This window comes from Mesorhizobium sp. M0587 (assembly GCF_040320945.1).
Lineage (GTDB): Bacteria > Pseudomonadota > Alphaproteobacteria > Rhizobiales > Rhizobiaceae > Mesorhizobium.
On sequence record NZ_JAMYQP010000002.1, the window covers coordinates 290,532 to 313,350 of the forward strand.

The 22,819-nt window shown below is 63.0% G+C and carries 20 protein-coding genes; 10 read left to right on the top strand and 10 right to left on the bottom strand.

Annotated elements, in window-relative coordinates; all coding sequences use genetic code 11:
* Nucleotides 1–127: 127 nt before the first annotated feature.
* Both guaB and NKI49_RS03165 read left to right on the top strand, forming a co-directional pair.
* Nucleotides 128–1,630 (top strand): IMP dehydrogenase, encoded by a 1,503-nt coding sequence (guaB, locus tag NKI49_RS03160; protein ID WP_352598381.1) that lies wholly within the window; start codon nucleotides 128–130, stop codon nucleotides 1,628–1,630.
* Nucleotides 1,581–2,207: a hypothetical protein gene (locus NKI49_RS03165; RefSeq protein WP_352598380.1), complete on the top strand. Its 627-nt coding sequence runs from the start codon at nucleotides 1,581–1,583 to the stop codon at nucleotides 2,205–2,207. The genes guaB and NKI49_RS03165 overlap by 50 nt, the downstream gene beginning before the upstream one ends.
* A 63-nt stretch (nucleotides 2,208–2,270) precedes the next feature.
* Here the strand turns inward: NKI49_RS03165 and rnd are convergent, their stop codons facing one another.
* Together rnd and NKI49_RS03175 are read right to left on the bottom strand one after the other, a co-directional pair.
* A complete protein-coding gene (rnd, locus tag NKI49_RS03170) occupies nucleotides 2,271–3,422 on the bottom strand; it encodes a ribonuclease D (RefSeq protein WP_352598379.1) in 1,152 nt (383 codons plus the stop codon).
* Between the two features lie 75 nt (nucleotides 3,423–3,497).
* Entirely contained in the window at nucleotides 3,498–4,742 is a 1,245-nt protein-coding gene (locus NKI49_RS03175; protein ID WP_352598378.1) for an MFS transporter, read from the bottom strand.
* 439 nt (nucleotides 4,743–5,181) lie between these two features.
* On the opposite strand from NKI49_RS03175, the gene aspS reads away from it, so the two are divergent.
* On the top strand, nucleotides 5,182–6,969 hold the full coding sequence (gene aspS, locus NKI49_RS03180; RefSeq protein WP_352598651.1) for an aspartate--tRNA ligase: 1,788 nt from the start codon (nucleotides 5,182–5,184) through the stop codon (nucleotides 6,967–6,969).
* Between the two features lie 303 nt (nucleotides 6,970–7,272).
* Here the strand turns inward: aspS and NKI49_RS03185 are convergent, their stop codons facing one another.
* On the bottom strand, nucleotides 7,273–8,463 hold the full coding sequence (locus NKI49_RS03185) for an aq_1923 C-terminal domain (protein WP_352598376.1): 1,191 nt from the start codon (nucleotides 8,461–8,463) through the stop codon (nucleotides 7,273–7,275).
* Nucleotides 8,464–8,800: 337 nt separating this feature from the next.
* On the opposite strand from NKI49_RS03185, the gene parC reads away from it, so the two are divergent.
* Together parC and NKI49_RS03195 are read left to right on the top strand one after the other, a co-directional pair.
* Nucleotides 8,801–11,053, top strand: a complete 2,253-nt coding sequence (gene parC / locus NKI49_RS03190; protein WP_352598375.1) for a DNA topoisomerase IV subunit A — start codon at nucleotides 8,801–8,803, stop codon at nucleotides 11,051–11,053.
* 239 nt (nucleotides 11,054–11,292) lie between these two features.
* A complete protein-coding gene (locus NKI49_RS03195) occupies nucleotides 11,293–12,507 on the top strand; it encodes an AI-2E family transporter (RefSeq protein ID WP_352598374.1) in 1,215 nt (404 codons plus the stop codon).
* Between the two features lie 39 nt (nucleotides 12,508–12,546).
* Here NKI49_RS03195 and NKI49_RS03200 read toward each other — a convergent pair whose 3' ends face one another.
* The 3 genes from NKI49_RS03200 to NKI49_RS03210 form a co-directional block, all read right to left on the bottom strand.
* Nucleotides 12,547–13,443 carry a DMT family transporter gene (locus NKI49_RS03200; RefSeq protein ID WP_352598373.1) on the bottom strand — a complete coding sequence of 299 codons (897 nt, stop codon included), beginning with the start codon at nucleotides 13,441–13,443 and terminating at the stop codon, nucleotides 12,547–12,549.
* Nucleotides 13,444–13,562: 119 nt separating this feature from the next.
* Entirely contained in the window at nucleotides 13,563–14,327 is a 765-nt protein-coding gene (locus NKI49_RS03205; protein ID WP_352598372.1) for an arginyltransferase, read from the bottom strand.
* A 138-nt stretch (nucleotides 14,328–14,465) separates the two neighbouring features.
* Nucleotides 14,466–14,936 (bottom strand): RDD family protein, encoded by a 471-nt coding sequence (locus NKI49_RS03210; protein ID WP_027027987.1) that lies wholly within the window; start codon nucleotides 14,934–14,936, stop codon nucleotides 14,466–14,468.
* A gap of 212 nt (nucleotides 14,937–15,148) precedes the next feature.
* Here NKI49_RS03210 and sthA point away from each other — a divergent pair, with 212 nt between their 5' ends.
* On the top strand, nucleotides 15,149–16,537 hold the full coding sequence (sthA, locus tag NKI49_RS03215; protein ID WP_352598371.1) for a Si-specific NAD(P)(+) transhydrogenase: 1,389 nt from the start codon (nucleotides 15,149–15,151) through the stop codon (nucleotides 16,535–16,537).
* Between the two features lie 71 nt (nucleotides 16,538–16,608).
* Here the strand turns inward: sthA and NKI49_RS03220 are convergent, their stop codons facing one another.
* Nucleotides 16,609–17,277, bottom strand: coding sequence for an alpha/beta hydrolase (locus NKI49_RS03220; protein ID WP_352598370.1), 669 nt, complete (start codon nucleotides 17,275–17,277; stop codon nucleotides 16,609–16,611).
* A gap of 199 nt (nucleotides 17,278–17,476) precedes the next feature.
* Here NKI49_RS03220 and NKI49_RS03225 point away from each other — a divergent pair, with 199 nt between their 5' ends.
* The gene (locus NKI49_RS03225) at nucleotides 17,477–18,646 is read left to right on the top strand and encodes an OpgC family protein (protein ID WP_352598369.1); all 1,170 of its coding nucleotides are present in this window, start codon (nucleotides 17,477–17,479) and stop codon (nucleotides 18,644–18,646) included.
* Nucleotides 18,647–18,685: 39 nt separating this feature from the next.
* On the opposite strand, the gene NKI49_RS03230 is transcribed toward NKI49_RS03225, so the two are convergent.
* Nucleotides 18,686–19,762 carry a LacI family DNA-binding transcriptional regulator gene (locus tag NKI49_RS03230; RefSeq protein WP_352598368.1) on the bottom strand — a complete coding sequence of 359 codons (1,077 nt, stop codon included), beginning with the start codon at nucleotides 19,760–19,762 and terminating at the stop codon, nucleotides 18,686–18,688.
* Nucleotides 19,763–19,926: 164 nt separating this feature from the next.
* On the opposite strand from NKI49_RS03230, the gene NKI49_RS03235 reads away from it, so the two are divergent.
* Together NKI49_RS03235 and NKI49_RS03240 are read left to right on the top strand one after the other, a co-directional pair.
* Nucleotides 19,927–20,070 carry a hypothetical protein gene (locus NKI49_RS03235; RefSeq protein ID WP_352598367.1) on the top strand — a complete coding sequence of 48 codons (144 nt, stop codon included), beginning with the start codon at nucleotides 19,927–19,929 and terminating at the stop codon, nucleotides 20,068–20,070.
* A gap of 56 nt (nucleotides 20,071–20,126) precedes the next feature.
* On the top strand, nucleotides 20,127–20,276 hold the full coding sequence (locus NKI49_RS03240) for a hypothetical protein (RefSeq protein WP_352598366.1): 150 nt from the start codon (nucleotides 20,127–20,129) through the stop codon (nucleotides 20,274–20,276).
* Between the two features lie 14 nt (nucleotides 20,277–20,290).
* Here the strand turns inward: NKI49_RS03240 and NKI49_RS03245 are convergent, their stop codons facing one another.
* Nucleotides 20,291–20,656, bottom strand: a complete 366-nt coding sequence (locus NKI49_RS03245) for a DUF423 domain-containing protein (protein ID WP_352598365.1) — start codon at nucleotides 20,654–20,656, stop codon at nucleotides 20,291–20,293.
* Nucleotides 20,657–20,699: 43 nt separating this feature from the next.
* Nucleotides 20,700–21,953 (bottom strand): MFS transporter, encoded by a 1,254-nt coding sequence (locus tag NKI49_RS03250; protein WP_352598364.1) that lies wholly within the window; start codon nucleotides 21,951–21,953, stop codon nucleotides 20,700–20,702.
* Nucleotides 21,954–22,071: 118 nt separating this feature from the next.
* On the opposite strand from NKI49_RS03250, the gene NKI49_RS03255 reads away from it, so the two are divergent.
* Nucleotides 22,072–22,737, top strand: coding sequence for a GntR family transcriptional regulator (locus NKI49_RS03255; RefSeq protein ID WP_352598363.1), 666 nt, complete (start codon nucleotides 22,072–22,074; stop codon nucleotides 22,735–22,737).
* Nucleotides 22,738–22,819 lie beyond the last annotated feature (82 nt).

Below are 22,819 nucleotides of genomic sequence, written 5' to 3' on the forward strand. Positions count from 1 at the left end.
ATGCAACGATCGGCTTTTCATCCGCGGCGGGACGTGTTACGAGCCAGCGCCAATCCTGAAAGGGAAGAAGACGAGTCGGCGCTGTCCATTCCGGTCAAGCGCTTTTTCTGTATTCCGAGGACTGGCCATGGCAAAAATCATCGAAACGTCCACCGGCGCACTGGCGCTGACCTTTGACGACGTGCTGCTGCAGCCCGGTCATTCCGAGGTCATGCCCGGCGAAACCGATGTGCGCACCCGCATCGCGGGCGACATCGACCTCAACGTTCCGATCCTGTCGGCGGCGATGGACACCGTCACCGAGGCGCGCCTTGCCATCGCCATGGCCCAGGCCGGCGGCATCGGCGTCATCCACCGCAATTTCTCCCCTGCCGAACAGGCCGAGCAGGTACGGCAGGTCAAGAAATTCGAATCCGGCATGGTGGTCAACCCGGTCACCATCGGTCCCGACGCCACGCTTGCCGATGCACTTTCGCTGATGCGCACCTACTCGATCTCGGGCATTCCGGTGGTCGAGAATGGCGGCAGCGGCGGCCACAAGACGGGGCGGCTGGTCGGCATCCTGACCAACCGCGATGTCCGCTTTGCGTCCGACCCGGCGCAGAAAGTCTACGAACTGATGACCCGTGAGAACCTGATCACGGTCAAGGAAAATGTCGACCAGGATGAGGCCAAGCGGCTTCTCCACCAGCACCGCATCGAGAAGCTTGTCGTCGTCGACAAGCAAGGCAATTGCGTCGGGCTGATCACCGTCAAGGACATCGAGAAGTCGCAGCTCAACCCGCACGCCACCAAGGATGCGCAGGGCCGCTTGCGCGCGGCAGCCGCCACCAGCGTCGGCGATGACGGCTATGAGCGCGCCGAACGCCTGATCGAGGCCGGCGTCGACCTCCTGGTGATCGACACAGCGCATGGCCACTCGCAGCGCGTTCTAGACGCGGTGACCCGCGCCAAGAAGCTCTCGAATTCGGTGCGTATCCTGGCCGGCAACGTCGCCACCGCCGAAGGCACGCAGGCACTGATCGATGCCGGTGCCGATGCGGTCAAGGTCGGCATCGGCCCAGGCTCCATCTGCACCACCCGCATCGTTGCCGGCGTCGGCGTGCCGCAGCTCTCGGCGATCATGTCGGCGGTGGAAACCGCGTATAAATCAGGCGTGTCGGTGATTGCCGATGGCGGCATCAAATATTCCGGCGATCTCGCCAAGGCGCTCGCCGCCGGCGCCAGTGCGGCCATGATCGGCTCGCTGCTGGCCGGCACCGACGAGAGCCCGGGCGAGGTCTATCTGCACCAGGGTCGCTCCTTCAAGGCTTACCGCGGCATGGGCTCGGTTGGCGCCATGGCGCGCGGCTCCGCCGATCGCTACTTCCAGGCCGAGGTGCGCGACACGCTGAAACTGGTGCCGGAGGGCATTGAAGGGCAGGTCCCCTACAAAGGACCTGTGTCTGGCGTGCTGCACCAGCTTGCGGGCGGCCTGAAAGCCGCTATGGGTTATGTTGGTGGCCGTGATCTTGCCGATTTCCGCGAGCGCGCCACTTTTGTGCGCATATCCAACGCCGGACTTCGTGAAAGCCACGCCCATGACGTCACGATCACCCGCGAAAGCCCGAACTATCCCGGTGGAGCCTGACCAATACGGGCTCGGGCGGAGCCTGACGGCGGCGATCCTGCGGCTGTCCCGTCACGCCGCCCCGTTCTGCTTCCTGACAGCGGCGGTTTTCATCGCCATGACAGCGTTGGAATTCTTCTACTTCCGCCAGTTGAGCGGCGGCTTGCCGTCACTCGACATGCGCATTCTCGGTTTCACTCCGGACGAAGGCATGGCTTGGCTGACGGCACTCGGCCGGCGCGGCGGCGAGATCATTCTCGTCTGGCATTACCTGACCTTCGATCTGCTGTTCCCGGCGCTGTTGTCGGTGACGCTGGTCAGCCTGATCCTGGCCACTGGCCGGCGATTGAAGAGTTTTCGCGCCATGCCGGCGCAGCTCCAGTCCATTTTCGCGCTGGTGCTGGTGCTGCCTTACACGATCGCCGACTATGCCCAGAACATGGCGGTGGCGCGGCTTTTGTCCGATTTCCTGTATGCCAACCCGGATTCGCTGTCGTTCGCCTCGGCGCTGATCGTGACCAAATTCGCGCTTCTCGCCATCCCGGTGGTCGTCATGGCGGCTTTCACCCTGGTTGACCAGAGACGACGCCAGGATTGATTGGCGCATGTGTTGCGCCAACTCCCTTTCGCCAACAAGGGGAGATGAGATGCGCGGCCGACGCTACAGGTCGAATACCGCGATCTTGCGCTTGTCGAACTTGATGCCGATTTCGCCGCGCACCAGCTTGAGCGCCGCCTCGCCGAACACGGCACGCCGCCAGCCTTGCAAAGCCGGCACGTCGGCATCCTCGCCTTCCGCCGCGATGCGGTCTATGTCGTCGCTGGAGGCCAGCACTTTCGAGGCCACGCCCTGTTTTTCGGCGACGATCCTCAGCAGCACCTTCAACAACTCCGCCGCAGCGCTCGACCCTTCGGGCGGCTGGAAGTTCTTCGGCAGCTTCGGCATCTGCTCCTTGGGCAGGGCAAGCGCGGTATTGACCGCGCCAAGCAAAGCCGTGGCCGTCGAGGAACGCTCCCAGCCTTTCGGCGTCGTGCGCAGCTTGGCCAAGGCCGCCATGTCGCGCGGCCCCTGCTGCGCCACCTCGTAGATCGCGTCGTCCTTGAGCACGCGGCCGCGCGGTACGTCGCGCTCGCGCGCCTCGCGCTCGCGCCATGCGGCCACGGCCTGCACGATCGCCAGTTCCTGCGGCTTGCGCAGCCGCATCTTCAGCCGCTTCCAGGCGTCTTCCGGATGCGGATCGTAGGTTTCGCGCGAGGTCAGGACGTCCATTTCCTCGTTGAGCCAATGGGCGCGGTTCTCCCGCACCAGTTCGGCGCTGAGATGCCTATAGACCTCGATCAGATGGGTGACGTCGGCCAGTGCATATTCGAGTTGCTTCTCGGAAAGCGGACGGTGGCGCCAGTCGGTGAAGCGCGACGACTTGTCGAGCCGCGCGCCGGTGATGCGCTGTACCAGCTGATCGTAGGAAACGCTGTCGCCGAAGCCGCAGACCATCGCCGCCACCTGCGTGTCGAACACCGGGTGCGGAACGAGATCGCCGAGATGGACGATGATTTCGATGTCCTGCCGCGCAGCGTGGAAGACTTTGACCACCGCTTCGTTGGCCATCAGCCTGAAGAACGGCTTCAGGTCGATGTCTGGTGACAGCGGATCGATCAGCGCGGTCACCCCGGGTGCGGCCATCTGGATCAGGCACAGGATCGGCCAGAAGGTCGTTTCCCGGATGAATTCGGTGTCGACGGTGACGAAATCCGACTTTTCGAAAGCGGCGAGAACGGTCTCGAGCTCTTGCTGGGTGGTGATGACGTGCATCAAATCGCTTTTGGCAGGAGTAAGGTCTTCCTAGATTTCAGCCGGCAGGGCTTTCGTCAAGCCGTGGCGCCATCGTCACGGTTTCGGCGGGCCGTCGGCATCGCCGCTTTTTCTGGCCAGCCGAGCGAAAATCGTCGAGGTGCGCAACAGCGCGGTAAAGCGGCTGCGCTTGCCCGCCGGCACGCCGGACCGGGCCTGCATGCGCAAGAGAATGACCGCGATGAAGATCGCATAGACGACGGCGCTGAACACGAACAGCGCGCTCGGCCCGAAATACTGCATCGCCGTCGAGGCGGCAAACGGACCGCCAATGGCGCCGAAGGAGTAGAACAGCATCAGCGCCGCGTTGATCAGAACGAACTCCCCCGTGTCGGCGCGGTCGTTGGAATGCGCCGCCGACAGTGAATAGAGCGGCATTGCAAAACAGCCGAAGACGAAGATGGTGACGAAGTTGAGCAATGGATTGCTGCCGGCGATGAACACCAGCGCCAGTGCCGAAAACATCGCGCAGCAGGTCGTCATCAACAACACCCGGCGCCGGTCCCAGCGGTCGGAGAGATAGCCGAGCGGATACTGGATGATGGCGCCGCCGAAGATTCCGACGCTGACGAAGGTGACGACATCGGCGACCGACATGCCGATCTGTTCGGCATAGACCGGTGACAATGTGCGAAAGGCACTGTTGGTGACACCGACGGCGATGCAGCCGAAGCAGCCCAGCGGCGAGATCCGCCAGACGCGCGCCAGGTCGAGCTTGACCTCTTCCGGCGGCGTCGGGTTGGAACGGTCGCCGAGCGACACCGGCACGAGCGACAGCGTGATCATCATCGACATGATGGCGAAGATGGCGAAACCGCCGGCGCCGAAAACGGGAATCAGGAACTGGGCGCCGGTCACCGAGCCAATATCGACCATCCGGTAGATCGCCAGCACGCGCGCGCGATCATGATTGCTGACGCCGGAATTCAGCCAGCTTTCGACGATCGTGAACAGCCCCGCGAAGCAGAACCCGCCGACAAAGCGCACCGCGCACCACATCACCGGATCGAGAACCAGCACCAGGAGCAAGGTGCCGACCGAGGCGATCGCCGCCAGCGCCGAAAACGCCCTGACATGGCCGACGGCTTTCATGATGCGCGTGATGGCCAGGCAGCCGAGCAGGAAACCGGCGAAGTAGAATGTGCCCATCAGGCCGATGTAGGAAGCCGAAAACCCCTCCTGCGCGCCGCGCAGCGCGATCAGTGTGCTTTGCAGCCCGTTGCCGCCAAGCAGGATGCCTGCGGCGAGAAGGAGCGGTATCAGCGGGCGGATGGAGGACATGAAGAGGCAATCACGTATCGGTGATCTCTTTTGGACCATCGCTTCCGCCAACGCCAGCGGCAATTCCAAGCAGGCATTGGGGCGGCAAGACATCTTCCGCGTCCATGCCCGGTTCCGCCGCGAACAAGGCCATTGGCTTGTCGCCCCGAAGCATCATTTCCAACTCGCGGCCATTATGTGGCCCAATGCCCGGTGGGACAGTGCGTTTTGGCACGAAGCATCTCCAGATCGCTTGATAATTGCGCGGTCGTAGGAAGCACTTCTAGTGGCAATGCACCAAGACAGGCAAAGACTTAAACCCTGAAGGTCATGTCATGAGACAACCCGAAGTCCGCTTGCCTTGACAAATCCAGCCTCCCATGCGCTTTTCGCGCAAATTTTCAGGCCGGGCTTTGATGCTTCGGCCCGCAACCCAGCACCCCGGACTTTAGCAATGACAATGCACCGTTACCGCAGCCACACCTGTGCCCAGTTGAGAAAGAGCGACGTCGGCTCGACCGTTCGCCTGTCGGGCTGGGTGCACCGCGTGCGCGACCATGGTGGCCTGCTGTTCATCGACATGCGCGACCACTACGGCCTGACGCAGATCGTCGCCGATCCGGATTCGCCGGCCTTCAAAGTCGCCGAGACCGTGCGTGGCGAATGGGTCATCCGCGTCGACGGCGAGGTCAAGGCGCGCTTGCCCGAGACTACCAACGCCAATTTGCCGACCGGCGAGATCGAGATTTTCGCCCGCGAGATCGAAGTGCTGTCGGCGGCCAAGGAATTGCCGCTACCGGTGTTCGGCGAGCCGGACTATCCCGAAGACATCCGGCTGAAATACCGCTTCCTCGATCTGCGCCGCGATACACTGCACAAGAACATCCTTGCGCGGACAAAAATCATCGCCGAGATGCGCAAGCGCATGGGCGATGTCGGCTTCACGGAATTCTCGACGCCGATCCTGACCGCCTCGTCACCGGAAGGCGCGCGGGACTTCCTGGTGCCGTCGCGCATCCACCCCGGCACATTCTACGCGCTGCCGCAGGCACCGCAGCAATACAAGCAGCTGATCATGGTGTCGGGCTTCGACCGTTATTTCCAGATCGCGCCCTGCTTCCGTGATGAGGATCCGCGCGCCGACCGGCTGCCGGGCGAATTCTACCAGCTCGACCTGGAAATGAGCTTCGTCGAGCAGGACGACGTGCTGTCGACCATGGAACCGGTGATGCGCGGCGTGTTCGAGACCTTCGCCAACGGCAAGCCGGTGACGCAGAACTTCCAGCGCATTCCCTACGACGTCGCCATGCGCAAATACGGCACCGACAAGCCCGACCTGCGCAACCCGATCGAGATGCAGGCCGTCTCCGACCATTTTCGCGACTCCGGCTTCAAGGTGTTTGCCAACATTTTGGCCAACGACCCGAAGGCAGAGGTGTGGGGCATTCCGGCAAAGACCGGCGGCAGCCGCGCCTTCTGCGATCGCATGAACTCCTGGGCGCAAGGCGAGGGACAGCCGGGGCTGGGCTACATCTTTTGGCGCAAGGAGGGCGAGAAGCTCGAAGGCGCCGGTCCGCTGGCCAAGAACATCGGCGAGGAACGCACCGAGGCGATCCGGCAGCAGCTCGGCCTTGCCGATGGCGACGCCGCCTTCTTCGTCGCCGGCGACCCGAAGAAATTCGTCTCGTTTGCAGGTGCCGCGCGCACCCGCGCCGGCGAGGAGTTGAATCTAGTCGATCGCGAACGCTTCGAGCTTTGCTGGATCGTGGACTTCCCGTTCTTCGAATGGAACGAGGAGGAGAAGAAGATCGACTTCGCCCATAACCCGTTCTCGATGCCGCAGGGCGGTATCGATGCGCTCAATGGCGACGATCTGCTCGGCATCAAGGCGTTCCAGTACGACATGGTCTGCAATGGCTTCGAGATCGCTTCCGGCGGTATCCGCAACCATCTGCCCGAAACCATGGTCAAGGCGTTCGAAACGGTCGGGCTGGATCGCGCCACGGTCGAGGAGCGCTTTGGCGGCCTCTACCGCGCCTTCCAGTACGGCGCGCCGCCGCATGGCGGCATGGCGGCTGGCATCGATCGCGTCGTCATGCTTCTGGTTGGGGCCAAGAATCTGCGCGAGGTGACCATGTTCCCGATGAACCAGCAGGCCTACGACCTCTTGATGAGTGCGCCGTCGGAAGCAAGCCCGCAGCAACTTCGCGAACTGGCACTGCGCGTCGCGACGCCCAAGAAGGACTGACGGCAGCGTTGCAACTGCCCTTTCTCCCCGTCTCTATACGGGGAGAAATGTCCGGTCCACCCTCCGCAGCTGCAGCGCAGCTGCTGCGGAGGACGGGCAGGACAATGAGGGGCAGCGCCGCTGCATGTAATTGGCGAACGGCCGTAGCAAACTGACACCTGCTGTCAGGAGCAAACTGACACCTGCTGTCAGGCAATCGGTTCGGCATTGAATTGCAATTTGCAGGCGTCGGCGCTGCCCCTCATCCGCCTGCCGGCACCTTCTCCCCGTCTATAGTGACGGGGAGAAGGGAGCTAACTTCGATCAGTCTTCGTTGGCCTTGACGCTGACGCCGAGCGTCTTCGGCAGGTCGAGCGGATTGGACATGGCGCCCGCCATGATCAGCGCGAACGGCACCGATGCCGGCGGCTCGGCCGAGATTTCGAGGCTCTTCGGATCGTCCAGATATTTGCCGACGGCGGCGGTCACTTGCGCGGTCAGTTCCGGATTGTTGAGCTGCGCCATCCCGAACGGCACGATCGCCTTGGCCTGGTTGGCGATGTCCTTGCCGGACATGCCTTGCTGCTTGCCGACATAGTCCAGCACCTTGTTGGTCAGCGAATCGTCGTCGAAGCGGATCGAGGCGCTGTTGAACGAAAGCTGCTGCAAAATGCCGAGCATGGCCATGCCTTGCGCCGAATTGTCGGCGCCCTCGGGCTGCGCCGCCATCTTCTTCTGCATCTCCTGCAAAGACTTGATGAAGTCGATCGTGTAGCCGCCGAGGTCGAAAGTCATGCCGAGCGTGCCGGCATTCTCGACCGAGATGTCGTATTTGGACAGCTCCATCTTGCCGTCCGAGGGCTGCCAAGTGCCGGCCATCTCGAGATTGCCCGAGATGTTCTGGTAGCCGAGCGCATTGATGACTTCCTTCGACTTGGGATCATCGACCAGCGTCAGGTCGGCGTCGAATTTTTCCGTGGTGCCGGTGAATTCCATCGCCTTGCCGTCTGCCGGCGGTGTGATCTCGATGGCAAGCCCGTCCATCGAGAACGCGGTCTTGTCGGCGACCTTGACCGTCATGTTCGAGAGTTCGGCGGACTTGTACATCATCAACGAGCCCAGCGGGCCGGTGGCGCCATCGGCCGGAACCGTCATGTCGTGGATGACGAAGGGGCTGAGATTGAGGGTGACGCCGTCCTTGCTGTGTTGGAAGGCCGATGTCGACACGGTGGCGATATCATAGCCGCCGTTTGCCTCGGTCACCCCCTCGAGCTTGACGTCGCCGATTGGGAGCGCCTCCTTTTCCGCGGCCGGTTTGACCGACACGCCCTGCAGCACCATGGCGGTATCGTCGCCGGTTACACCGGTCCAGGAGATGTCGACGCCCTGGGCGGCAAGCGCCGCCTTCAGCCGGTCGGCAACTGCGGTGTCCTGGGCCAGGGCCGCGTTCAGCGGCAGCGTAAGCAAAAAGGTCGAAAAAGCGAATTTCCTGAGAGTTGAGCGTTTGATTGTCATCGCAAATTCCCTGAGAGCCTGAAATTGTTTTTGAATTCTTTGCGCCATCACCATGCCGCGACGAACTGGACGGGAAAATGGCGCATCCCGCCACATTGGTCAAAAATCCCGGCGAAAGGCAAATCCGATCCGGACGTCATCGGGCAAAGCGGTGAATTTGGAATGAAGACCCGACCGATGAGTGCCATCGCGCTTTGCAATAGATGCGGCATGTAACAGGTTGATGTTGGCCGGCAAGTTCGACCTTGCGGTTTCATGTTGCAGAAACCGCGCGCGCAACTCCACCGGCTCCGCATGCGCTCTTGCCGCGAATCACCCGCTCGGCTAGGTCGAGCCCATGGGAAAAAGGCTTTTGCCGCCTGAAAATGGCGGCGGCGATCATATCGAACCGGTGGATCTGAAGAAGGCGCTGGAAGAGCGCTATCTTGCCTATGCGCTGTCGACCATCATGCACCGGGCGCTGCCCGATGTCCGCGACGGGCTGAAGCCGGTCCACCGCCGCATCATGCACGCCATGCGCCTGCTGCGCCTCAATCCTGACCAGGGGTTCGCCAAATGCGCCCGCATCGTCGGCGAGGTGATGGGCAAGTTCCACCCGCACGGCGACCAGTCGATCTATGATGCGCTGGTGCGGTTGGCGCAGAATTTTTCGATGCGCTATCCCCTGGTCGATGGGCAAGGCAATTTCGGCAATATCGACGGCGATAACGCCGCCGCCATGCGTTACACCGAAGCGCGCATGACCGACGTGGCGACCGAGCTGTTGTCCGGCATCACCGAGGACGCCGTCGATTATCGGCCGACCTACAATGAAGAGGACGAGGAGCCGGTTGTGCTCCCCGGCGCCTTCCCGAACCTTTTGGCCAATGGCTCGTCCGGCATCGCCGTGGGCATGGCGACCTCGATCCCGCCGCACAACGCGGCCGAACTCTGCGATGCCGCGCTGCACCTGATAGAGCATCGCGACGCGCCGGTGGCGAAGCTGATGGACTTCGTTCAGGGTCCGGATTTTCCGACCGGCGGCATCATCGTCGACAGCCGCGCCTCGATCCTCGAAGCCTATGAGACCGGCCGCGGCGGCTTTCGCGTGCGCTCGAAATGGAACCAGGAAGATCAGGGCAGGGGCACCTGGAGCATCGTCGTCACAGAAATCCCTTACGGCGTGCAGAAGGCGCGGCTGATCGAGAAGATCGCCGAGCTGTTGATGGCGCGCAAGCTGCCGCTGCTCGAGGATGTCAGGGATGAGAGCGCCGAGGATATCCGCGTCGTCCTGGTGCCGAAGAGCCGGTCGGTCGATCCCGGCATCCTGATGGAATCGCTATTCAAGCTCACCGAGCTCGAAAGCCGTTTTCCGCTCAACATGAATGTGTTGTCGCGCGGCAAGGTGCCCAACGTGCTGTCGCTGAAGGGCGTGCTGCAGGAATGGCTCGATCATCGCCGCGACGTTCTGATCCGGCGCTCGAAACATCGGCTGGGCGAGATCGAAAGACGGCTGGAGATCCTTGCCGGCTACCTGATCGCCTACCTCAACATCGACGAGGTGATCAGGATCATCCGCGAGGAGGACGAGCCCAAGCAGGTGATGATGGCCCGCTGGTCACTCACCGATACCCAGGCCGAAGCCATCCTCAACATGCGCCTGCGCGCCCTGCGCAAGCTCGAAGAATTCGAGATCCGCAAGGAATTCGATGGTCTCAGCGCCGAGAAAAAGCAGATCGAGGCACTGCTTGCCTCGAACGACAAACAATGGGCGACGATCAAGTGGGAAGTCGCCAACATCCGCGACAAGTTCGGTCCGGAGACCGAGATCGGCAAGCGTCGCACCCAATTCGCGGACGCGCCCGAGCACGATTTGACCGACATCGCGCACGCCATGATCGAGCGCGAGCCGGTCACCGTCGTGGTTTCCGAAAAGGGTTGGCTGCGGGCGATGAAGGGGCATCTGGCCGATCTCTCGACGCTGACCTTCAAGGAGGGCGACAGCCTCAAGCTCGCCTTCCATGCACAGACCACCGACAAGGTGCTGGTCTTCACCACCGGCGGCAAGTTCTACACCATCGGCGCCGACAGGTTGCCGGGCGGCCGCGGCCATGGCGAGCCGATCCGCATCATCGTCGACATGGACAATGACCAGGACATCGTCACCGCCTTCGTCCACGATCCGAAGCGCAAGCTTCTGTTGGTCTCACATGACGCCAACGGCTTCATCGTTCCGGAGGAGGAGGTGATCGCCAACACCCGCAAGGGCAAGCAGGTGATGAACGTCAAGGCGCCGGACGAGGCCAAGCGCTGCATACCGGTCACCGGCGATCATCTCGCCATCGTCGGCGAGAACCGCAAGATGCTGGTGTTCGCGCTCTCCGATATCCCGGAGATGGGCCGCGGCAAGGGCGTGCGGCTGCAGAAGTACAAGGATGGCGGCCTTCTCGACCTCAAGCCGTTTACGCTGGAAAGCGGCCTTTCCTGGCAGGATTCGGCCGACCGCACGTTCACAAGGTCGCGCGAGGAACTGGCCGAATGGATCGGCGCCCGGGCATCGGCAGGGCGCATGGTGCCGAAGGGATTTCCGAGGACGGGCAAGTTTGGTTGAAGCTGCGATCTCCCCCCTCGAGGGGGAGATGGCCGGCAGGCCAGAGGGGGTCGCCGCGCGTAAAGCGCCAGCACTCTCTATTCGCAAGGCAGTAGGCCGCGCCCAGTCGAACCGACCCCCTCTGTCGCCTTCGGCGACATCTCCCCCTCGAGGGGGGAGATCACAACCATTTGGACTATCGTCACGATTACTGCACTATATCAGGGCATAAACGGGAAGGTGTCGGGAGAAACGAGCGTTTGAAGGAAGCAAGAATCCAGAAACCGGAACGGCAGCAGCGCCTGTTCGGACTGTCGACGCCGCTGCGGGCGGCCGTCATTCCGCCGCTGTCGGCGGCGCGCTGGCTCTTGGTGCTGATCGTCGCCGCCGGCGTCTATTTCTTCCACGGCTTCCTGTTTCCGGTGCTCGCCGCGCTTGTCATCGCTTTCGCCAGCTGGCCGCTCTACCGGCGGCTGCTGACCGGCGTCGGCGGCAACCGTACCATCGCCGCGACCCTTGCCATCCTCTTCATCCTTGCTTTCTTGGTGATCCCGATCGCGCTTGCCGGCACATACGCCATCAACGAGGTGCGCGAATGGGTCGGGTGGGCCATCGAGACCAACCGGCATGGCGCGGTGACGCCACACTGGATCGCGACGCTGCCGATCGTGGGTGAGTGGCTGAACGAGCAGTGGACAACCAATCTTGGTCATCCCGGCGGCATCGGCGAATTGATCCAGCTGGTCAGCGGCGCCAATATCGGCAGCATCTACCGTGGTGTGCTGGCCGCCGGCGGCAGTGCCTTCGGGCTGCTGTTGACGCTGCTGTTCATGATGATCGCGCTGTTCTTCGCCTATCGCGACGGCGAGCACTTCGCGGGCCAGGTCGACCGCCTCGGCGAGCGCATCCTGCCGACAAGATGGGAACGGATCTCCCGGGTCGTGCCGGCGACCATCTCTTCGACAGTGACCGGCATGACCGTGATTGCCATTGGCGAGGGGCTGGTGCTGGGCATCGCCTACTGGCTGGCTGGCGTCCCGTCGCCGGTTACGCTCGGCGCCCTGACCGGCGTCATGGCGCTCATCCCCGGCGGCGCGCCGCTGTCCTTCACCTTGGTCTCGATCTACCTGGCGGCCAGCGGCTCACCGATGGCAGGGCTGGCGCTGTTCATCTGGGGCGCGGTCGAACTGTTCATCGTCGACAAGACACTGCGTCCGAAGCTGGTCGGCGGGCCGATCAAGCTGCCCTTCCTGCCGACCTTCTTCGGCCTGATCGGCGGCGTCAAGACCATGGGCTTCCTGGGCCTGTTCATCGGTCCGGTGCTGATGGCACTGCTGGTCGCGATCTGGCGCGAATGGCTGCGCGAGGTGGAGTTGGCCGATGAGATGGCCTCAGGCTCGGCCGCCGAAATCGAGGCCGGTCCACAGATCGAGATTCTGCCGGAGCCAGGCGCGGCGAAGAAAGCCAGCGCCTGACGTAGGAAATTGCCGTTTGCAGCCGGCATTGCGCGGGTATCAGGCCGGATGATGCACCGCAAAGTCGCTGCGGCGCTTGCGTCCCTGATGCAGCTGCCAAAGCGAGTGGGCGACAAGCGTGACAATCAGGATCGCGCCGCCGATCATGCTGTTACGGCTCGGTGTCTCGGCAAAGACTATCCACACCCAGATCGGCGCCAGTACGGTTTCGAGCAGGTAGAACATCGCCACTTCCGGTCCTGAAATGTACTTCGGCCCGGCGGCGAGGCAGAAGAACGAGATCGGCATGATGACAGCGCCGTTGAAGATGATCCACCACGGCGCGTTCACCTGGATGCCGGTCTTCGAAACCATCAATGCGGCGACGGCGAAGGGCAGGGCGACGCCGACCAGCGCCGTAAAGCCCATATCCTTGCCGCTCGCACGCGAAATGGTGATGGCGCATGCGATGCACAGCGCGGAGCACAGTGCCATGATATCGCCGAACAGATGCCCGGTGCCGATGGAATCGCCGACGATGATCGCGATTCCCAGGATCATCAGCGCCAGCGCGGCCAGCGTGAGCGGCCGTGGCCGCTCCTTCAGGAACAGCCAGGACAGCAGCGCCGAGAACATGGTGGTGAAGGCGAGGATGAAGACGAGATTGGCCGTCGAGGTGTGGAAAACGCCGGTGATGAAAGCAATCGAACCGAGTCCGTAGAGTGCGGCAACCACCAGTCCTGCCTTGCCGGGAATGAGTTGCGGCGCATCCTTGCTCAGGGCACGCCAGACCGCCCAGATGATCAGCGACGCGATCAGGGTCGTGCCGGCGCGCAGCAGAAGGATCGTCCAAGCCTCCCCGTCGGCGAGGCGGATCAAGGGAATGTCGACGGTCAGGGTCAGGCCGCCGATGGCGGTTATCAGCAGGCCCTTCCGGTGATCGTTGTGGGAAGACATGCGGCAGCTCTCGCAATGAAATGCAGGTGTGACCGGTGCGATGGCGCACTCTCCAACCAAGCGGCGGAAAGACCAGCATTCCCTGCCTTGAAACAGTTAAGCGTGGACCGTGGGAAAACTCAGCGTGAAACCGCTTCGTTGGTGTAGCGCTCCCAGCCTTTCGGGCCGAGATGCTCCTGCGGCATGAAGCGCATCTTATAGTTCATCTTGCGCGAGCCGTTGACCCAGTAGCCGAGATAGACATGGGGCAAGCCCATCGCCCGTGCGCGGGCGATGTGATCGAGGATCATGAACGTGCCGAGCGAACGTTCCTCGTAATCGGGATTGAAATAGGAATAGACCATGGACAGGCCGTCGGCCATCTTGTCGGTCAGCGCCACCGCGATCAGTTCGCCCTGGCTCTTGCCGGTAATGAATGTGTCGGGGCCGCGCCGCCGGTATTCGATGACCTTGGTCTCGACATGGGTGTCCTCGACCATCATGGCGTAGTCGAGCACCGTCATGTCGGACATGCCGCCACGGCGATGGCGGGCATCGAGGTAGCTGCGGAACAGCGAATATTGTTCGGTCGAGGGCTCGGCATTGTGCATGGCGCCGACCAGATCGGAATTGTTGTGCAGCACGCGCTTCATATTGCGGCTGGCAACGAATTCCTGGGCGAGGATGCGCACGGAAACACAGGCGCGGCAGGTCTCGCAGGCCGGCCTGTAGGCGATGTTCTGCGACCGCCGGAAGCCACCTTGCGTCAAGAGATCGTTCATCTCCGAAGCCTTGTCGCCGACCAGATGCGTGAACACCTTGCGCTCGAACTGGCCGTCGAGATAGGGACACGGCGATGGCGCGGTCAGGAAGAACTGCGGCGACTGGGTCGGATGCTGCGTCATCGAGTCTAGGATACGCTCCTTCGAGTCGCTCTACCTTTGGCGCGGAAAGCGAAAAATTCAACAGGATTATGAAGGCGCGGCTGGGTGAACGCCTTCACATTTGCGCTGACGCGCCGGTAGCGCTTCCCGGAAATGCCGTCAATGGCCGGTGCGGCTGACCACCGTGCCGAGCAGAAGATCGTGCAGCGTGCGCTTGCGGTCGGCAAACAGGGTCACCAGCAGGACCAGCGGCGAGAGAATGACGTTGCCGGCCCAGAACAGCACGGAATGGACGACCGCGGTCAGGCCGTCGATCGGCCTGCCGTCGAGCCGGTCGAGGCGGATGCCCATCATTTTCATGCCCGTGGTGGCCTGGTCGGCGCTGCCCAGCGTGTTCCAGATGTAGAGGATCGCAACGGCCGGAACGAGGATGCCAAACAGCATCCAGCCAAGGCCGAGCGTCAAAAGTCCGAGGAAAAACACCAGTATGGCGAACGGAATGGTGAGCAAGGCGACGATGATGTAGTCGAGCACGAAGGCCAGGATGCGCCTTGTGCGCACGCCTTCATAGGCCCTGACATCGTCGAGCCGGGTGTTGATGATTTCGCCGTCGAGAACGCGAGCGTTCATGTCATTTCCTCGTAACAAGGCCCGACATAGGGTGTGGGCCGCTCAGCAATGAAATGGTGAAGACACGCGGCGGAATCAAGGTTGAGCTTCCCCAGCGCACGCAAGGCCCGAAAGGGGTGAGGTACAATCTGGACCGGTTGAATTTGCCGCACGGATGGCATTAGCTTGCTGCGGCGCAACAGAGCGTTCTGGGGCAAAGGGGACGGGGCAATATGGATTACGACATGCTGGTCATCGGCAGCGGCCCTTCCGGGCGCCGCGCCGCCGTGCAGTCGGCCAAGCTCGGCAAGTCGGTGCTGGTGGTCGACCGAGGCCGGCGCCTCGGCGGCGTCTCCGTCCATACCGGCACCATTCCGTCGAAAACGTTGCGCGAGACGGTGCTCAACCTCTCGGGCTGGCGCGAACGTGGCTTCTATGGCCGCGGCTACCGCGTCAAGCAGGATATTTCGGTCGGCGATCTGATCGAGCGCCTGCACAAGACACTCGATCACGAGGTCGAGGTGCTGCAGCACCAGTTCATGCGCAATACGGTCAAGAGCGCGCGTGCGTCGGTGAAGTTTCTTGGCCCCAACAAGGTCAGCCTGACATCAGATAATGGCGACTACAGCGAAGTCGGTTTTTCCAACGCGCTGATCGCGGTCGGCACAAGGCCGCACCGGCCGGGCGACGTGCCTTTCGACAAAAGCCGCGTCTTCGACAGCGACGAGATGCTCGAACTCGACCGCCTGCCGCGCACGCTGACCGTCATCGGCGCCGGCGTGATCGGTGTCGAATACGCCACGATCTTCTCGGCGCTCGACGTGCCGGTGACGCTGGTCGAGCCGCGCAATTCCATGCTCGATTTCGTCGATCGCGAGATCGTCGACGATTTCATTCACCAGATGCGCGATCGCGGCATGACGATAAGGCTGGGCAGCGCGGTGAAGGAAATCCGCTCCAAGCCTGAAGCAGCCGAAGTAGAACTGGCCGATGGCCGCACCATCCGTTCGGAGGTCGTGCTCTATGCCGCCGGCCGCACCGGCAATGTCGGCAGCCTGGGGCTGGACGTCGTCGGCATCGATGCCGATCCCAGAGGCCGTATCAAGGTCGATCCGCAGACTTTCCAGACGAGCGTGCCCAACATCTATGCTGCCGGCGACGTGATCGGCTTTCCGAGCCTCGCCTCGACCTCGATGGAGCAGGGCAGGGTGGCCGCCTGCCATGCCTTCGGTGTTTCGTTGCCGCCGCCGCCGGAAACCTTCCCTTATGGCATCTACGCGGTGCCGGAGATCTCCACCGTCGGCCAATCCGAGGAGCAGGTGCGCGAGAGCGGTGCTGCCTACGAGGTTGGCGTGGCACGCTTCCGCGAGACCTCGCGCGGCCATATCATGGGCGTCAACACCGGTTTCCTGAAGCTGTTGTTTTCGATCGAGACGCGCCGGCTGCTCGGCGCGCATATTGTCGGCGAAGGGGCAACCGAACTCATTCACATCGGCCAGGCTGTCATCAATCTCGGCGGCACCGTCGACTTCTTCGTCAACAATACCTTCAACTATCCGACGCTCGCCGAAGCCTACAAGATCGCTGGTCTCGACGCCTGGAACAGGATGGGGCGGGGGTAGGGCCCACCCAGAGACCATCTGAGAGAGACGGATCTCATTTTCTCCGCGCCTCGATCGCTTCGTGCGGCCGGTCAGCTTGCCTGCGCCAGCGCCGCCGATCCTGCCAACCATTGCCTGACGATCGCAGCGTCTGGATCACCGACTTCATGGCCTGAGGAAATAATGCGGGCGTCGACCTCGGCGCCGTGCTCGCTGAGCAGCCTCACCAGCGCCGGTGCGAAGGGCCCGTAGGTCTCGTCGGCGGCGCCGGCGACGATCAGCGTCCGCGTCCCCCGGAGATCCGTTGCCGGCGCCTGGTCAAGCACAAGCATTGGCCTGAGCAGCGCCGCCGCCCTGACCATGCCTGGATGGAGCAGCATCAGGCTGGAAACCAGATTGGCGCCGTTCGAATAGCCGAGGAAGACGGCGCCTGCGGGATCGATCCCGTGCCGATCCCCGACCTTGGCGACGAACTGCCCGAAAGCAGCCGTCTCGGCAAGGACGCTTGTCTGGTCGAAACGCGTCGGGGTGATCCGCTCGAACCAGCGGAAGCCATCCTCCTGGGGGACGCGTCCGCGTACCGCCACCAATACGGCTCCGGGCGCTATCCGTTTCGCCAGTGGCAACAGGCTTGTCTCGTCGGCGCCCGATCCATGCAGCAGGAAGAGGCATGCGCGGCTGGTTCCGCCGGCTGCGTCAAGACGATAGGGAAAGGCCAGATCCAGCAGCAGCTTGCCGTTTTCGACGTTCTCGTCGGTCATTCCGCATCCCTTTGATTACATTTCGTTTCGCTCAATTTGCCGGCTTCAAAACGCAATATTTTCATGCTCTGCGAAAGTTGATTGAACCGGGCGCACTCCAGCCCGTTTTCGGGCCGATACATTTCCTGCGGGAGGAATCGAAGCGGTGCGCCGGCATCGCATTGCCCCTATGAACGACCAGCTTTGAGGCCTTTTCTCGATGACCACCCCTGCTTCGCCGGAACGCGATACGCGTATCGATGTGGTGCGCGCGCTCGCGTTGCTGACCATTTTCATCGACCATGTGCCGGGTACGGCCTTCGAGGCCTTGACCTACAAGAATTTCGGCTTTTCGGACGCCGCCGAGGCGTTCGTGCTCATCTCCGGCATCTCCGTCGCGCTTGCCTATGGCACGAAGTTCCGGCCGGGCGGCCGTCTTCTCGCGACATTGAAGATGTGGCGGCGGGCGTGTGTGCTTTATATCGCCCATATCGTGACGACAATGGTGGTGATGGGCTTGTTCTGCGCCGTGGCGGTGTTCGCCAAAAAGCCGGAGCTCTTGAAGCTGATCAACATCGAGCCGCTGATGAAGAACACGCCCGAAGTGCTGGTCGGTATTGTCACGCTCGGCCATCAGCTCGGCTACAACAACATCCTGCCGGTCTATGCCGCGCTGCTTTTGATGGCGCCGGTCTTTGTCCTGTTCATCGGCCACAGGCCGCTTGCTGGGCTGACCGTGTCGGGCTTGCTGTGGCTTTTCGCCGGCATCTGGCAGATCGCTCCGCCGAACTATCCCGAGCCTGGTTTCTGGTTCCTCAATCCTCTGTCCTGGCAGTTCCTGTTCAACATCGGCATTGCCGCCATGCTGCATATCAGGCGCGGCGGTGTCATTCCGGTCAACCGCTGGCTGGTCGGCGCGGCCGCCGCCTATGTGCTGACGGCGGCGGTATGGGTGCACAGCCCGCTCTGGGGACACGTAACGTGGTTCAACCTGCCCGTGGTGCTCGGCGGTTTCGACAAGACCTTCCTGTCGCTGCCGCGGCTGTTGCATATCCTCGCGGTCAGCTACCTGTTCGTGGCTCTGCCGGCGTTCTCCAACCTGTTCCGCACCAGCCCCGATCATCCGCTGGCGATACTCGGCAAGCGTTCGCTGCCGGTCTTCATCGCCGGCACGGTGATCGCCATGGTCGCCCAGGTGATGAAACTGATCAATCCGGGTGGCCTTGCCTATGACGGCCTGCTGATATCGGCCGGCATCGCCATGCAGTTCGCGCTTGCCTTCTATCTCGAATGGCTGTCGGCCATCGGCGGCTCGGGCAAGGCCCGGACGACCCAACCCGTCCGTGCGTCTTTCGGCATCTCGGCCGTGGCGGCGAGAGCCAATCGATGAGCCGCCTGGAGCTGTTTTCCCGGAATTGCTTCGGTCGGTTCAGCCGGCTGGGGGAGCCGACGAACCCCGCACGATCAGTTCGACAGGCAGTTGCTGCCGGCGAACCTGGCCATCGCTTTCCAGGATCGCCTTGACGGCCAGGCGCCCCATCTCCGCGATCGGCTGGGCGACCGTGGTCAATGGCGGCTCCGATACCGCTCCTTCCGGAACACCATCGAAGCCAACGACGGAAACGTCGCCGGGGACGCTCAGGTTGCGCGCACTCAGCCATTCGAGCGTTGCCAGGGCCATTCTGTCCGACATCGCCAGGATGGCCGTGGGTGGCTCGCCGGAAGCAAAGATCGTTTCCAGCCCGGCCTTTGTGCTGGCGGCATCGTTGGCGGTTTCGTAGACGGGCACTGTGGACGTGTCGATGCCAACCCGCGAAAGCTCCCGGAAATATCCGGTGAGGCGATCGCGTGTCCCGGCATAGGCCGCGGCGCGAAGCTCCTCGGGCGAAATAAGGCCTGTCCTGCCATCGGCGAAAGGCAGCGCCAGCACGGCAAAGCGGCGATGCCCGAGATCCGTCAGATGACGCGCCGCCAGGCCGGCCCCGGCGATGTTGTCGACACCGATCGCCGCGACCGACCCGTCCTCGGAATCCAGGTCGAGCGCCACAAAGGGAAGCTTGCGCTCTCGTGCCAGCTCGACCAGCCGCGAGCCGCCTTCGATACAGAAGACGATGAAGCCGTCGACCAGGGCGCTCTGGATGTTCCAGGCAAGCTGTTCGCTGTTGGCGGCTGAAACAAGGGAGATACCAGCCCCTGTTGCGTCGCAAGCTTGGGAGATGCCAGCCATCATGACGCGCGCAAAGGGATCGTCGAAGAAGTAGGAGAGGGGCTCTGCCGTCGCCACGCCGATGGCGTTGACCTTGCCGGCCCGCAGCAGCCGGCCCTTGGGATCCGGGCCGCCATAGCCCATCGCCTCGGCCGCCGCCTTGACCCGTTCACGGACTTCCTCGCGCACGATCTCGGGGCGGCTGAAAACATTGGATGCGGTGCCGTGCGAAACACCGGCGGCCTTGGCGATGTCGGCCAGCCGGACGGGTCGTCGATTGCCTGCGGTAAGTGGCGCCATTCTGCGTGCCTCCTAGCCTGCATTTAGCACGTTCTTGAGTTGCATCTAGTATTTTCGTTGGATCGATTCAATTTATTGCTTGACCAGCGCTGGCCGAGGACCTATGTTTGAATCGATCCAAAGTGGCACATTCGCCTGCCCGATTGCCGAAGAGGAGGAGCATCATGCACCCCGTCAACTATCTGTTCGAAGACATCTATCGCAACGACTGGAATATTGGGTCGACCACCGCCAGGCGTAAGCCGCGCGACGGTGCCGGCCCGTGGGTTCGCGACCTGCGTTTTCTCGTGAGGCGCAAGCGGATCTGACCGGCGGCATTTTTTTGCCCATCGATTGGATCGATTCAAGCACAGGGAGACAGACCATGCATCCCATCAATCATCTGTTCGCAGACATTTACCGCAATTACTGGGGCATCTCGCCGGCTGCCGAGCGGCCGGAGGCGCGGCGCCTGGCAAAGCCCGCCACGCGCAACCGTGACTTCTGGGGCCGGCCAGGACGCCGTCGGGACTGAGCCTCGCCGAATGCTCAGGGACGTGGACGCACCAGGGCGGAGACCGCGATCGCCAGCCACCCGGCGATGAGCAGGCTGCCTCCGATTGGCGCCGACATCGGAAACAATCTCGCGCCGAACAAATCGCGCGCGACAAGGTCGCCAGCAAAAAGCAGGAGCCCGGTCAAAAGCACCAGGCTGGCGATCCGCAGGAAGCGGTTTGCGCCAATGAGGCCAACGGCCAGAAAGACCGGGGCGTGCATCAGCAGGAAGGACGCGGCCGTGCCGGTGAAGGCGCCGCCACCATGCGCCGCCGCCGCCGACAGCGCCACCCCCGCCGCGCCGACGAGACCGCCGGCAAACACAAGGACACGGCTGCCGTTTGGATCGGCGAGGTTCATGTTGGAGCGCTCCCTTGTGCGGTTGGTCCGGCCGGGCAAACCCTCAGGGCTCGCCCGCCTCAAGCATCATATGCCGCGTTCGCCGCGACTGAACAATCCAGTTGTAGACCGCTCCTCCCGCCATCAGCACCGATGTGCCGAGAAACACCGCCGGCATGCCGAAACGGCCGCCCACGAAGCCGCCGGCCAGCGGCCCTGCGACCTGTCCGACATACTGCGCCGAGATCGACAAGCCCAGCACATTGCCGCCGACGCCGTCCGGCACATTGTGCCTGATAACGCTGGTGATGCATGGCAGCAGGCCGCCAAGCGCTAGGCCCATCAGGAGACGTAGGGCGATCAGTTGCCAGCTATTGGTGACGAAGGCCTGCGGGATGAGCAGCAGGGCCGAGACGGCCAGCGCCCCGACGACGACGTTCCAGTGGCCAACGCGATCGGCAAGCTTGCCGAGCCATGAGGCGGAGACAATCGCGCCGAGCGCTGTCGCCGACATCACGACGCCGGCGACTAGCGTCACCCGGCTCTGATCCTCGATGAGCTGCTGCACGTAGACCGTGATGATCGGCTCGATCGACATGGTGGCGAAGGCGAGCAGCATGCCAGTGGTCAGCATGGCGACGACCGGCCGCTTGTCGGGAACCTGCGACCAGCCGCTTTTCGGATTCGCCGCCGATGCGGCTTTTGCCGCCTCGGCTCGCGTGTTCTCCTTGATCAGGAACGTCGTTGCCAGGAAGGCAAGAAAGATGACGCCGCCGGACAACAGGAAGGTCGCGCGAATGCCGATCAGTGGCGGCAGCGCGCCACCCAGCAGGGGGCCGACCAGCGAGCCTGCCGTGATCCCCGCCGACAACACGCCCAGGGCCCAGCCGGAGCGGTCTTTCGGCGTCTGCATGGCCACCAATATGGTCGAACCCGAGGAATAGCCGCCGGCAAAACCGATCAGCAGGCGCAGCAGCACCAGTTGCCAGACGGTCTCGACCATGCCCGTCAGCGACATGCAGAGCGCCATGCCGAAACTGGCCCGCACCAGCATCAGCTTGCGGCCGTAGCGGTCGCCAAGACGTCCCCACAGCGGCGCGACCATCGCCGCGGCGAAGAAGGTCGCCCCATAGGCGATGCCCGACCACTGCACGATCGCCACATGGCCCTCGGCGCCCAGCTGTTCGACGTAGAGCGGCAGGAAAGGCAACAGCAGGGTCATGGCAATGAGCGTGCTGAACGAGCCGGCGAAGCAGACGGCGAGATTGCGCCGCCAGTGGATGTTGTAGCCCTGCTGTTGCGTATTGTCCTGTGCCATTGCCTTGCCTGCCGAATGTCGGGGGGATTGTAGCGGATACCAATTTGGGATACCAATCTGGTATCCGTCATGGACCTCAGCCTCGCCGCTGTCAATGCGGCCTCGAAAGGGAAACGCGATGTCGCAAATGCAGAACGTCGAGCGGCAGCTTCGCGAGATGATCCTGGGGTTGGAGATCGGGCCCGGCGAGCGCCTGACCGAGCGTTGGATCGAAGGCCGCTTCGGCGCCTCGCGCACCCCGGTCAGGGCGGCGCTGCTGCGGCTGGAGACCGAGGGGCTGGTCGGCAGGGACGGGCGCGGCTGGACGGTTTCACCCATCAATCTGGCCGAACTCGAGCAGATCGCGGTCTATCGCGAGGCGGTCGAGATCGCGGCTGTGCGGCTGACGAGCGCCCAAGCCGACAGAAGCGCCGTCGATGTGATCGAGGCAATGCTCGATTCCTGCGACAACGAAACGCCGCGCGAGGAATGGCATCGTATCGGCATGGATTTTCACATCGAGTTGGCGCGCCTGTCAGGCAACGAATTCCTGTTCCGGGCCGTTCGCGATGCCATGACACGGCTGTCGCGGGCTCGCTGGCTGGAGGTTCGCGATCAAGCTGCGCTTGTTCGCGCCTGGGCCGAGCATCGCGCCATTCTGGCGGCGACACGCCTTGGCGACGGCGATGGAGCCGCGCGCTTGCTTTCGGCCCATATCATCGGCAGCCGCGACCGGCTGGTCACGTCGCTCGCCAACGATCGACGCGGTCTTCGCGCCAGGGGATTTGCCGTCGTCGCTGCCTAGCTGGGGCAGGGCCATGCGAAAAGTTTCCGGCCGAACGTGAAGCGCACTTTCGGCCTCGCTTCACGGGCGCCGATGGCGTAAG